General features: G+C 47.2%; 12 protein-coding genes. 8 read left to right on the forward strand and 4 right to left on the reverse strand.

The window, feature by feature from the left end; all coding sequences use genetic code 11:
* Nucleotides 1–56: 56 nt before the first annotated feature.
* A complete protein-coding gene (locus CMO31_01185; GenBank protein ID MAZ52612.1) occupies nt 57–1,196 on the reverse strand; it encodes a mandelate racemase in 1,140 nt (379 codons plus the stop codon).
* Nucleotides 1,197–1,371: 175 nt separating this feature from the next.
* On the opposite strand from CMO31_01185, the gene CMO31_01190 reads away from it, so the two are divergent.
* A complete protein-coding gene (locus CMO31_01190; protein ID MAZ52613.1) occupies nt 1,372–2,319 on the forward strand; it encodes a hypothetical protein in 948 nt (315 codons plus the stop codon).
* 121 nt (nt 2,320–2,440) lie between these two features.
* Complete coding sequence (locus CMO31_01195) at nt 2,441–3,943, forward strand: amidase (GenBank protein MAZ52614.1); 1,503 nt, start codon at nt 2,441–2,443, stop codon at nt 3,941–3,943.
* Between the two features lie 63 nt (nt 3,944–4,006).
* Here the strand turns inward: CMO31_01195 and CMO31_01200 are convergent, their stop codons facing one another.
* Nucleotides 4,007–4,852: a hypothetical protein gene (locus CMO31_01200; protein ID MAZ52615.1), complete on the reverse strand. Its 846-nt coding sequence runs from the start codon at nt 4,850–4,852 to the stop codon at nt 4,007–4,009.
* 218 nt (nt 4,853–5,070) lie between these two features.
* Here CMO31_01200 and CMO31_01205 point away from each other — a divergent pair, with 218 nt between their 5' ends.
* Complete coding sequence (locus tag CMO31_01205) at nt 5,071–5,805, forward strand: hypothetical protein (GenBank protein ID MAZ52616.1); 735 nt, start codon at nt 5,071–5,073, stop codon at nt 5,803–5,805.
* A 188-nt stretch (nt 5,806–5,993) separates the two neighbouring features.
* Here CMO31_01205 and CMO31_01210 read toward each other — a convergent pair whose 3' ends face one another.
* On the reverse strand, nt 5,994–7,670 hold the full coding sequence (locus CMO31_01210) for a hypothetical protein (GenBank protein ID MAZ52617.1): 1,677 nt from the start codon (nt 7,668–7,670) through the stop codon (nt 5,994–5,996).
* A 163-nt stretch (nt 7,671–7,833) separates the two neighbouring features.
* On the opposite strand from CMO31_01210, the gene CMO31_01215 reads away from it, so the two are divergent.
* The 5 genes from CMO31_01215 (at nt 7,834) to CMO31_01235 (ending at nt 11,175) form a co-directional block, all read left to right on the forward strand.
* Nucleotides 7,834–8,271 carry a peroxiredoxin gene (locus CMO31_01215; GenBank protein MAZ52618.1) on the forward strand — a complete coding sequence of 146 codons (438 nt, stop codon included), beginning with the start codon at nt 7,834–7,836 and terminating at the stop codon, nt 8,269–8,271.
* A gap of 31 nt (nt 8,272–8,302) precedes the next feature.
* Nucleotides 8,303–8,584, forward strand: a complete 282-nt coding sequence (locus CMO31_01220; protein MAZ52619.1) for a hypothetical protein — start codon at nt 8,303–8,305, stop codon at nt 8,582–8,584.
* 232 nt (nt 8,585–8,816) lie between these two features.
* Nucleotides 8,817–9,251, forward strand: a complete 435-nt coding sequence (locus CMO31_01225; protein MAZ52620.1) for a glyoxalase — start codon at nt 8,817–8,819, stop codon at nt 9,249–9,251.
* 4 nt (nt 9,252–9,255) lie between these two features.
* Complete coding sequence (locus tag CMO31_01230; GenBank protein ID MAZ52621.1) at nt 9,256–9,873, forward strand: hypothetical protein; 618 nt, start codon at nt 9,256–9,258, stop codon at nt 9,871–9,873.
* 75 nt (nt 9,874–9,948) lie between these two features.
* Nucleotides 9,949–11,175 carry a hypothetical protein gene (locus tag CMO31_01235; GenBank protein ID MAZ52622.1) on the forward strand — a complete coding sequence of 409 codons (1,227 nt, stop codon included), beginning with the start codon at nt 9,949–9,951 and terminating at the stop codon, nt 11,173–11,175.
* A gap of 303 nt (nt 11,176–11,478) precedes the next feature.
* Here the strand turns inward: CMO31_01235 and CMO31_01240 are convergent, their stop codons facing one another.
* Nucleotides 11,479–11,892: a peroxiredoxin gene (locus CMO31_01240; protein MAZ52623.1), complete on the reverse strand. Its 414-nt coding sequence runs from the start codon at nt 11,890–11,892 to the stop codon at nt 11,479–11,481.
* Nucleotides 11,893–12,075: the final 183 nt, after the last annotated feature.

The following is a 12,075-nucleotide window of genomic DNA, read 5'->3' on the forward strand; positions in this document are numbered from 1 at the left end:
AATTACCTAGCGATATTTTGACGGTTTTCCCTTTTAAGACTGAATTTTTCTTGTAGTTACGACACACTAAACCGATTTAGTACTTCGCGATTTATTTCGATACCGAGACCCGGTTTGTCGAGAATGGGGATCATACCGTCCGCATCACGACCGAGGGCTCCAAAAATGAGATCAGATCGGAACGGGTGGTCTGACCGGTCGTATTCTAGGATAGGTTCGATTGGCTTCAGACTGAGTGGTGTTGGCGGTAGGCTAGCTATGAGTTGTAGGGTGGCTGCGAGGCAGACGCCTGATCCCCAAACGTGTGGAATCATAGTTGTATTCCACGCTTGGCAAAGAGCAGATATTTTCTTAAGTTCTGTGAAGCCGCCCGAGGAGCAGATATCGGGCTGGAGGTAGTCAAGGACGCCGCCGGAGATCCATCGTGCGCATGCGTGTTTGCCCAGAAGGTTCTCTCCAGCAGCTATCGAGACAAGACCCAATGATCGCAGAAGCCTGTATCCTTCCAAGTCTTCGGGTGCGAGGGGCTCCTCGAAAAAGTGAAGATCATAATCCACAATTCGTTCTAGGATTTTACGTGCAGTAGGCACGGCATAAGCACAGTTAGCGTCAACCATTAGGTTGACCCCTGGGAATGCTTCGCGGACAGCTTTAATGAAGGACACGTCTTCCTCGATACCAAAACCAACTTTGAGCTTCAAATAGTCGAAACCATCTTGGATATGCTTTTCTGCCTCTACGATTCCCTCTTGAGGATAGAGTCCCCCTTTCCGGCGATAGAAGGCCGTTACGTAGGGCCGGACTCGTTCACGAAAACGACCCCCGATTAACCTGCTTACTGGCTGACCCAGGATTTTCCCCCAAAGATCCCAAAGAGCAATGTCAACCCCGCTAAGTGCGTTCACCACAGCCCCACCCTGACCAAACGGTCTGGTGAGGTTATACAGCTCTTCCCAGATGACTTCTATATCACTTACATTTCTACCTTTTACTTTGGGTGCGTAGACGTTCTGAATTATTGAGGCTGCAATTTCTGGTTTTTGTAGGCCGTGGCATAATGACTCTCCCCAACCACTGTGACCGTCATTTGAGAGGATTTCTACTAAAACGCTATTACGATTAGTNACCCAGCCTTGTGAAAAGCCGAAAGGCTCAGAAAGGGGGGCAGTTATGACGTGCACGTTAACGGCGTTAATGGTGGTTGTCACGATGCCATTCTCCTTCTCAAAAAAGTTTAGTTCCAGGGTACCTTAGGTTAAGAGAACCAGTAGCACAATCGATGTCATTAATAATGCCAATAGCTGGTGTCAGTGTAATATCATGCTCGAGATTGGTACATGGGGGTTTGTGTTTTAAAAGGAGATGTAAGTAATGCGGAAGATGTTCTCTTTGATTAGCCTGTTCACTTTGTTATTTGTTGTTAATGTTCTGATTACAGGTGTTATGGCTCAAGGTGCCACTCTCGATTTGTTTGGNGATCCGACTTTTGGGGTAATAAAATTGGCGCCTGGTTTCACGCCAGATCCTTACAATATAGAGGCCTTGAGTGGTGGCCCACTTGATGCTTCTTTCTGGGTTGATTCGAACTGTACTGGCTTTATAGGCTCTGATCCGGATTTTCGGCTTAACTGGAGTGGTGACGGTAGCGATTTCCGTATTTTCTTTGTTGGTGATGGTGATGCAACTCTTGCAGTAAATGATCCGTATGGTGATTGGCACTGTAACGATGATTTTGATGATCGCAATCCTCTGATTAAATTCGACGGCGCTGCTTTTGGCCAATACGATATCTGGGTTGGAAGTTTTGATCCTGAGGTTAATCTTTTTGGAAATCTTTACGTTACTGAATTGGGGCTAAGTCCTGTCGATTTCGCTTTGCCGGAGGTAGAGCTGGTAGTTTCAGCACCCCCGAACTTTGGCGAGACTGCCTTGGCGGTTGATTTCACCCCCGATCCCTATAGGGTTCAGGTATTAAGTGGTGGTCCCATTGAGGTTGCTAGCGCTAACTTACCTAGTAACGAATACTGTGTTGGCTACACTACAGCTGAGCCTGACTTTCGTCTTGAATGGATCGAAGACGGTACTGATCTACTTCGCATCATGGTCGTGGCTGACGCTGACACTACATTAATTATCAATGACCCATACGGGGATTGGTATTGTGATGATGACACCTACGATTTCGATCCATTGATTGAGTTTAAAGCCCCAACATCAGGCCTTTACGACATCTGGGTGGGTAGTAACGATAGTGGAATTACGATTCCCGGAACCCTCTTAATTACCAAGTTGCGTTTTGATCCGCGCGAATTTTACTAGGACCCATCATTTTTACCTCAATCNTTACCAAAGACCCAGGTTTTATTATTAGAAAAAAGAAATAAATCTTCCGTGCAACACTGTTTCAAATAGTGGTCGACACATAAGGGGGTAGTTGAGGATGGAGTTGGTAGAACGTAGCATATCCGCTTCGCAAGAGGCTATGACCTGTGGTGAGTTCACTGCGGTGGAGCTGTGCCAAGCCTACTTGGACCGTATAGAACGGATGGATCGTTCTGGTCCCACGCTCCGATCAGTCATTGAGGTCAACCCCGAAGCCCTTAGCATTGCTTCTTCTCTCGACCTCGAGCGGGCGGAACTCGGCCCTCGTGGTCCCCTACACGGAATTCCGATTCTCATCAAAGATAATATTGATACGGGAGACCTTATGGCTACTACTGCCGGCTCTCTTGCGCTTGAGGGCCATATTTCCAGTAGTGATGCCTTTATTGTCTCGCGTTTACGCCAGGCAGGAGCCATTATTCTAGGGAAGACTAACTTGAGTGAGTGGGCTAATTTCCGCTCAACTCGTAGCTGTAGTGGCTGGAGTAGTCGAGGGGGTCAGGTGCGCAATCCCTACGCTCTCGATCGCAGTCCTTGTGGCTCTAGTTCTGGTTCAGGAGTTGCGGCTGCTGCCAGTCTAGCTGCTGCGGCAGTTGGTACTGAGACCGACGGCTCGATCGTATGTCCGTNTGGAGTTAACGGTCTTGTTGGCATCAAACCCACTATCGGGCTTGTTAGTAGATCAGGAATAATCCCAATTTCTTATTCTCAAGATACTGCTGGGCCTATGGCTCGCACTGTCGAAGACGCTGCTATCCTCCTAACTGCATTAGCTGGTCAAGATTCTTGCGATCCAATTACTGATAATTCATTTGGTAAAACTATCGATTTCACCAGCCAACTAGATATCAACGCTCTTCGCGGTACCAGGTTAGGTGTTTGTCGCAATTTTTTCGGTAATCACGAACGTGTTGACGAGATTATTGACACTGCTCTCAATCAGCTTAAGTCTCTTGGTGCGGAACTAGTTGATCCAATCGATCTGGGAAACNTCGCGATGAGTACATCAGCCAAACANGAGCTCTTACTTTTTGAATTTAAAGCAGGTTTAAATGCGTATTTGGCTAAACACCCTAACGCCAAAGTGAGGAGCCTTCAAGAGGTCATAGCTTTTAATGAGACTCACGCTGATCAAGTCATGCCGTACTTCCGCCAAGAACTTCACGAGTTAGCTCAGGCTAAGGGTGATCTTGCTGAACATGCATATCTTGAGGCAAAAGCTGAGTGCTTGCGAGTATCGCGAACAGATGGAATCGATCTAGCGTTGCGGGAGCATCGGTTAGATGCCATAGTTGCACCAACCAACACTCCCGCGTGGACTGTAGACCTGATCAATGGTGACAGGAGCTTGGGTAGTTGCTCTTCACCAGCAGCTATGGCGGGTTACCCTCACATTACAGTTCCTGCTGGTTACGTCGAGGGTCTACCCGTAGGAATTTCCTTCTTCTCAACTGCATTTACAGAGGGGCAGCTTATAGGTTTTGCTTACGCCTTTGAACAGGCGACACGGGTCCGACGCATTCCGACGTACAAAACGGATGTCAACAAAATTGCAACTTAGGTTTCTTCCGAGCGAAATGACTCAAATGATGCCTGAGTTGCCGGAAAACTTTCCTAAACCGTTCTAGATCTTTCCTACGATACCGCCATCGACGTTGATCATTTCGCTGGTGATGAATCGCGACTCATCGGAAGCTAGAAACAGCACGAGATTAGCCACATCTTCAGGTAATCCAGGTCCCTCGAGAACCTGAGTCTTCTCAAACCACTTCTCGAAGACGTGATGCCCACCATCTGGATCATGAAGAGTTCCACGGGTAGCTCGTGACGTCAAAATCTGGCCGGGCCGCACGCAATTCACTCTGATATGGTGTTTGCCTCCAATCCCTGCTAGATAACGCGTAAGAGCTTCAACGCCTGCTTTCGAAGCCCAATAAGCCGGAGTAGTTGCGCCAAATTCTTCGTACATCAAGGTGTTGATTCCACGCTGTGCAGCAACTGACGACATGTTTATTACTGCTCCACCCCCAGCTTTAATGAGGTGTGGCCATACTGCTTGGCTCATGTTAAATGTTGACGTTAAATTTACACGAACAATGTGCTCAAAGTCCTCGAGCGGCTCGTTGGGAAATTGGCTAGGTGCGCCACGACCAGCATTATTAAAAAGAAAGTGTATAGCTCCATAAGTNNCAGCTGCTTCTTGGACAGCCGTATTGACGGCACCTTCGTCTGTAACGTCACAACCAATAAATGTNGCATCTCCGCCATCACTACGGATTGCTGTTTCTACTGCCCGGCCCTTTTCCTCATTGCGCGCCATGAGGATGACTTTGGCTCCTTCTCGCGCGAACGCTCTAGCAGCACCCTCACCGATCCCACTGTTTCCCCCAGTGACAATACCTATTTTGTCCTCAAACCGATTCGTTGATTGTAATGATAGAACGTTAGTTAGTTGTGAATTACTGGGCATAGTGACTCCTTAAGTATGAATTGGACTCAATAGATGTAATCCAGTGTAGACGTTAATCACCTAATATTGTGTTGACCAAGTCAATCCTGGCCATGAAGATGCTCGAGTCTCCCGTTTTCCCTTGGATTAGGTTTGGCGTAAGGCTGAGTACTAAATTACTGGCATTCGTAATATGGTCCTATTAGAGCAGTGACCGGCAGTTTCCAAAGGAGTGATCGATGGTCAGCGAAATGGATGATTACCTATTTGATTTAAGAGGTTACATAGTTTTGAAACAGGCGGTTTCGGAAGAGGATGTGGCTCAACTAAACGCGTGTGTGGACAGGTTAATTGAGGATGAAGAGCAGAAACGTTTTGCTGGGTATGAACAATTTGGTCAGTTGTTATCAAATGTTGTTGAAGCAGGAGAACCTTTTGAGCGGTTAATTGACCATCCTTCTTGGTCCGAACACCTGCAAAGGTACATCGGCATTGATCAGCCGGTATTCAACACTAGTGGAGTAATCGTGCGCGCTCAAGGGCAAGCTTCGAAGCTTCATTCGGGAGCACACAAGCGACGTATAAATACACAGTTTCGTTATCATAATGGTGAATTTCGTTGTGGCCAAATCAACGTAATTGTTGCTCTTAATAAGGTTGGTCCGGGTGATGGTGGGACAATGATTGTATCTGGTAGTCATAAGTCCAATTTGATTCATCCGGCTTTCGCTAGTTCGGAAGCTACACCAGGTGGTTCATTGGATAAAGTGGAGGGTACCGTGGAGGTATTGATGGATTCTGGGGATGCTCTTCTTTTTGTTGATTGTGCTGCTCATGGTTCTGGTAAGAGAGTGAATCCAGGTGTACGGAGGGCAGTGCTATGTGGTTATGGTCCTAAGTGGCAGACGTATCGGCCTAGCGAGGAGTTGGTTGGTCGTCTTACGCAGGAGCAGCTTGATTTCATGAACGAGTAGGTAAAGGTAAAGTCAACAAAGTTGAACATTAGTGCCAACTCATAAAGCAATTCGTTAGCTATTTGGTCACGATTATCGAGCAAGTCGCTTGATATGCTTTTGGTGCTTGTTACTCCTGAATTTCGGTTTATGTTTATGGTTTTCAGCGTTAGTGTCCATCAATTAAACGGCCCCCACCGCCAACTTTATTATTCCGAGTCAGTTCCGTAGTCTCTTAGTGCAGCTTCCGTAGTAATGTAACCCATAGCTAGATCATGTGAAATCTGAGCCGGATTCCGATCAGATGTTTGACCGAAACCTCCTCCGCCAGCAAGTCGCAACTCAACAGTATCTCCAGGTTGTAATTCAATTGCCGGAAACAAGAAGGTCCTGACATTGTTAATAAGTACTTCTCCGACACAACTATTCTCGCCTCCACCAAAGCCGTGCGGAGGAGTCGTGATTCGATCAGGAGTCAGACTAAAAGTAATAGGAGTATCACCGACGTGGCGGAAGGTAACTGTTTGCCCGAGTCCACCACGGTACTGCCCGGGACCGCCTGTATCAGGACGTAGAGATTTTTCGTGGAAAAGCACCGGTGCTTGCGATTCAATGACCTCGCAAGGAGTAATGGTGCTGTTCTCAGGGTACGAAACCGGTACCATTCCGTCCATTGCTGGTAATGCTCCTCGTCCTCCATGGGGAAGCATATCTATAATGTAACGACCGTATCCTGGCTCGTCTCCCTTAAGGACTAGCGGCCATATACCCCCGTTACTAGCTTGTGATTGATCGCCGAACAGGGGCCAGAGAGCACCAAAGAGGACCTGATTAAGGTTATTAATTGTTTTCGCACGAGCCTTTACAGCTGAAGGAAACCGAGTATTAAGGATTGAACCTTCTGGCACCTGAATTTTTATAGGGCGAAAAAGAGCTTCGTTGTTAGGCACGTCGGGGGCTAATGCACACTTAAAAGGGTACATCGTAGAGGCCAAAGTACTGTTATAAGAAGAATTGATCGACCCCTTGGTCGACTGTGGGGAGGTACCAGTGTAATCGACTAACACCTCACTTCCCTCAATAGTTACAGCCACTTCAAGATGCGCAGTATCGATATAGCCGTCAATATCCATCCCGTAGTGATAAATTCCATCGGGTAGTTCAAGTATCCGGCGTCGCATGTGCTTTTCGGAACGAGCTGAAATTGCCGCAGCAACAGTATCAATGTTAGTTAAACTAGCATCTTCGAGGAGTTCCCGGAATCGGTCACCACCAACCTTCGTCGCACCAGCCATAGCTCGTAGATCACCCAGCAACAGGTCCGGCGCTCGGCAGTTCGCACCAATTATATTGAACGCCAGTGGGTTCTCGCGACCCTCTTCATAAAGCTTAAATGGGGTCATTCTTAAACCCTCCGCAAAAACATCGTCACCTTCAATCTCTCCAGGGTGACCACCAACATCGGACATGTGAGAGACGGTACCCATGCAGGCAACAACACGGCCTTGGTAAAAGATTGGCGCGAGAAGAATGTAATCAGGGAGATGGCCCGTACCTAACCAAGGATCATTAGTAGCTATAACGTCCCCAGGTCGAAGGGTCTCTATAGGGAAATGTTCTAGAAGCGCCTTGGCAGTACGTGGATAAACTGCTGAGAAAGTTGCAGTACTCCAAACTGATTGGCATAACGATCGACCGTGGGAATCAGTCAGCAGACAGGCAAAGTCACGACTCTCACTAAGTATGGTTGAGAATGTGGTTTTGACGATCGCGTTGTCAACTTCATTCATTATAGAGATGAGTCTTTGCCATAGAACCTCAAGTGCGATGGGGTCAGACTCAAAATCAAACTCACCAGAGGTTGTACTTCGTGGCTTAGGCGACATCTTCTAAGGATAACAGTCACGAGGAAGTGATGTTTAAGATCACTGCGGTGGAGGTTACTGTAATCTTCTCGTATTATCCTGAATCCTAAGAATAGGAAAGCAGCTTCATTCTATTCCTCATAAGTGTTCGGAGGTTTTAACTTTGGGAACTAACGCGCCTCAAATAAACGTGGGGGATAAGGCTCCTAAGTTTGCGTTAATTGACCAGGATGGGAAGATTGTTCGATTACACGATTACCGTGGCAGCAATGTGGTTCTATTTTTCTATCCTAGGAACCACACGCCGGGTTGTACTCGTGAAGCATGCGGGTTTCGAGATCAGTACGCAGCCTTCCAAGAGACGGATACTATCGTGATTGGTATTAGCGAGGACTCGCCTGACTCCCATTTAAGTTTTGCCCGACGGTACCAACTACCGTACCGACTTCTTTCTGACGGAAATCGTGAGGTCGCGACGTCCTACGGTGTTCGCAGGTTTTTAGGAATCTTGTCCCAACGGGTCACGTTTGTTATTGACAGAACCGGGGTTGTGCGCAACATTTTCTCCTCTCACTTTCAACTGTACAGACATATATCTGAGTCGTTAGCAAACCTTGAGTAGTTTGGTCTATGCTCTCCAGTAAGGAGAACGCATGAAGCCATTCGCTCTTTTTCTTATTTTTCTTGTTGTTGGTTTACTAAGCGTTCCTTTTGCTCTTCTGGTTCTGATTAACCCAGTTCCGTTCTTTGTTGGGGCAGTGATTCTTCTAGGTATCGGGGGGGTGAATGAGTTAGTGCACTTTCTACTAAGAATGGCCAGACCTAAGTGGTTTCGAAAATTTTTTTGGCCTGCCTCTTTAGGTTTGGCAGCACCCTGGATTCTAGGTATGCTTTATATTCTCGTCTTGGTTCTCCTCGCCCCAGGTTCACCGTAGTTTAGCGGTGGCGTATTAACTAACACACGGGTTGTCTTTAGGCATCGCATTAACTTGCTTATTTTAGGTAACTGTTTGACCGACTAAGAGTTATACGAATTATTTGAAAAGTCCAAGCTTAAACCTACTCCAAGTACTGTAATCAAGTGCCCCGAAAAGTTAGGTTAGTATGTGCTCTAGACATGTGTGAGCAAGGCATGGACAATTCAGTAGTCGATAAGGGGTGCGTTGTATGCCAGTAGGGACGAGGAACTCTGTTATTGCTGGTGGCGGTTGCCATCATATTGCTGTCGCGGCTAGAGATTGGGAAGCTTCGCTTGCTCTCTATGTTGACGTACTTGGTATGACGAAGGTAACTGAATTTCAGGCGGGCGGGCCGGGAGGTCGGACTGTACTAATTCTCGACATGGGTGATGGGAGTCATATGGAGTTATTTGAGCCGTTAGATGATACTCCGGTTCCCGGTAGTGATGCACCTAATGATCCAGTCTTACACTTTGCTCTTGCTACTACTGATGCTCGCAGTTCTACGGAACACGTGCGGCGAGCAGGATACAAAATAACTGTAGAGCCTAGGGATGTGGACCTGGCAGGACTGAAAGCCACAATCTCGTTCTTTGAGGGCCCCAGTGGTGAGATAATAGAATTTTTTGAAGTTCAGGACTAAAACTGTGGCCAAAGGCAAGGTAAGTCATGCCGCTAATAGGTCTCATTCGATCGAGTACAGCAATCCCAATAGCTTAGTACAGGACTTTGCTTGCCGTGGTCTAGTGGTACTTTCTCCTGATAGTTTGGGACTTTCTCCTGAGATTCACGACCGGATTTATGCACAAGAAGTAGAGGCTCACCAACGCAGGAACCTCAGCGAGAATCAAGGTGGTATTTCACCGGAAAGCATTCCTGACATATTCACAGTACTTAACTCACCCGGCTTAGTTGCTGCCTGTAACCAACTGATTGGTGAGAATTGGGCTATCGTTCCATTCACCCATAATGCCCCATTTTTAAGTGGTGCTCGTGATCAGCATTGGCATAAGGATGACAACGCCCCTTTTAACGCCCGTAAACAACGGCATCACCAATCAATTCAACTAGAGATGCTTTACTTCCCGCAGGTCGTAAGAGAAGATATGGGGCCAACTGGCACGATACCTTATGCGCACTATTGGACGTTTGATCACGAGGAAAACCATGACAACTTTGCAGGTGCTGACCACCTAGACTTTGATTATGTCTTAAGTGGAATGGAAAGAATCCCGGTTAGTGGACCAGAATCAAAATACAGCTAAGAAGAAATTGTTCATTCCCGAACAGCGCATGATATTAGGATGCGAGAGTCTGTCACTAAGACAGGCTGGCCATTGGTGAAACAGTTTGAGGTTGCCCCGCTTAGGGCTGGAAGCGTAGTGCTTTACTCCCACAACACCTTCCACAGGGGTAATCATAGGCGTGATGACTGGCGATCATGGCCTGACAACCCCAGATTCATGTGGCGCTTCTACTTGTACCGCACCACTGACATGGGGGGTACACCACCGGAAGAAATTTGTTGGGACGAACTCGGGTTGGATCCCCTAACTGGTATAGATTTGTCGAAAGCCGGAGTTGACCTGAAGGCCGTCTGGCGTTACCACTATTATTGGCTTAAGACAGGCAACACGTTGCCACGGCGTACGCCAACAAGCCCCGCAGAAGAAGTAAAGGCTAAGCGTCTTTACGAACGACTATTAACCAAAGGAGAGAATGCTGAGCCGATGCGCATTGGTGCGGCCTATCAGCTAGCAGGTAATGGAGCTACTAACCTAGCTAGAACGTATCTTACGCAAGGCCTTTACAATCACCGTGAGAGCGTTCGCCGAGCTGCGACCTACGGTCTTGTTGCAATGGGTGAGGAAGCTACAGCTATTTTCCTTGAGGCGACCACCTCACCCATCAAATGGGTACGGAAAGCCGGCGTATATGGTCTTGGTGACGCCGCGTACCTTACCAGAGAAGTACTTAAGGCTGTTGTGATGTGTTTGCGGACTGATCCGTCGGTCTACGTCCGATCTGTAGCAGCAGGGACTCTAGGTTGCTTAGGGCGCAGAGCCATAGGTTCAGGAGTAGGATCCGAGTTGATTCCTGACTGCATTGGAGCTTTACTGGAAACACTTAAGCATGAGAAAAATCGCTTAAGTATGGATTTAGCGCAAGGTCGGTCCATTAAGTTTGTGAGGCCTAATGATGAATCTGACGTGTGTGAAGGAAACGGATTTGATCGTGGATTTGAGCGATACGAACCGGTTCGTTCGGCAGTCCGAGAAAACACACTTTGGTCCATGGTGATTCTTTGCTCGCACGGTTCAAATGTCATAGGCACCAAACTAGAAGAGACCGTTGCTGCTCTGCAAGTTGTCATTCGGGAGGACAAGAACCTTTTCAGTGTCGGATTAGCTATGGACGCCTTGACCCGTCTTGCTAGTCTATCCACTGTAAGTACTGAAGAGGCAACATTTATTGGTGACTTAAAGGAGAACCTCCTTGCAATGCTCAATGAAGCACCGCAACAGGGTTGGGAATCACTAAGCCGTTCTGGTATATATCCAAAGTAAAATCAAGCTTCGGCTATCTGAAGCTTCTCAAACAAGGTGTCCCTGAACTTGGATTCGTTTTTCTGAAATAAATGAATCAACGAAGAGAGAGTCACTTTTATGCCATCAGGGTGACCGTATTACTACCTGATTACCCGAAACAAGTACTTGCTTTAGGTATACCCAAATAACAATACTGACAAAGATTTACTTGTACTGGATTGGTGAGTCTTGCTTTTTGGTATTAACCTCAATTAATCCAAGTCAGAAACTTACCGGATTAACTCCGGTAAGTAAAGACGAGTTAAGACTTAAAAATTGTACTTAGACGAGCTTAGCTGTGAGAATAATCTCGTCTACGCTAGCGAGGGCTTTAGACACAGGACAACCTTCCTTAGCTTGATTAGCAAGGTCCTGGAATGTCTCATTGTCGAGGCCGGGAACATCAGCTTCAGTATCTAACTCAATTCTAGTAATTGTGGGTCCATCGCTGATTGTGACGGTAGCGCTCGTTGATACCTGGTTAGGGGTGTGGCCCTGGCCACTTAGCAACGCCGTCAAAAACATAGAATAGCAGCCAGCATGAGCTGCACCGATTAGTTCTTCTGGGTTGGTTCCTTCTCCATTTTCGAAACGACTGGCTTTAGTGAACGGGCCAGTAAACCCTCCTTTTGGTAGCGTCATACTTCCCTTACCGAGGTTACCGTCCCAAACTGCGTGTGCTTTTGTGATTGCCATTGTAGCCTCCCGTCAAATGGTTTCCAGTAATTCTATCAAGTGAAAGCTTGCAACGCTTGAGGAGTTGGTGGGTATGCTGAGCAGTAACGTTTTAAGGTCAAGGAGAACGCACTGTGTCCATGTTGATCCTTAACTGTTAGGCGCTGAACATGCAGATGTTCCCATAAACCTACTACCGAGGTG

The organism is Trueperaceae bacterium, assembly GCA_002707365.1.
Taxonomy (GTDB): Bacteria; Deinococcota; Deinococci; order Deinococcales; family Trueperaceae; genus UBA6957.

Excerpts from the sequence above, each read along its gene's own strand:
- CMO31_01225 (MAZ52620.1), top strand. The coding sequence starts at position 8,817 with ATGCCAGTAGGGACGAGGAACTCTGTTATTGCTGGTGGCGGTTGCCAT.
- CMO31_01240 (MAZ52623.1), bottom strand. The coding sequence starts at position 11,892 with ATGGCAATCACAAAAGCACACGCAGTTTGGGACGGTAACCTCGGTAAG.
- CMO31_01205 (MAZ52616.1), top strand. The coding sequence starts at position 5,071 with ATGGTCAGCGAAATGGATGATTACCTATTTGATTTAAGAGGTTACATA.
- CMO31_01210 (MAZ52617.1), bottom strand. The coding sequence starts at position 7,670 with ATGTCGCCTAAGCCACGAAGTACAACCTCTGGTGAGTTTGATTTTGAG.
- CMO31_01220 (MAZ52619.1), top strand. The coding sequence starts at position 8,303 with ATGAAGCCATTCGCTCTTTTTCTTATTTTTCTTGTTGTTGGTTTACTA.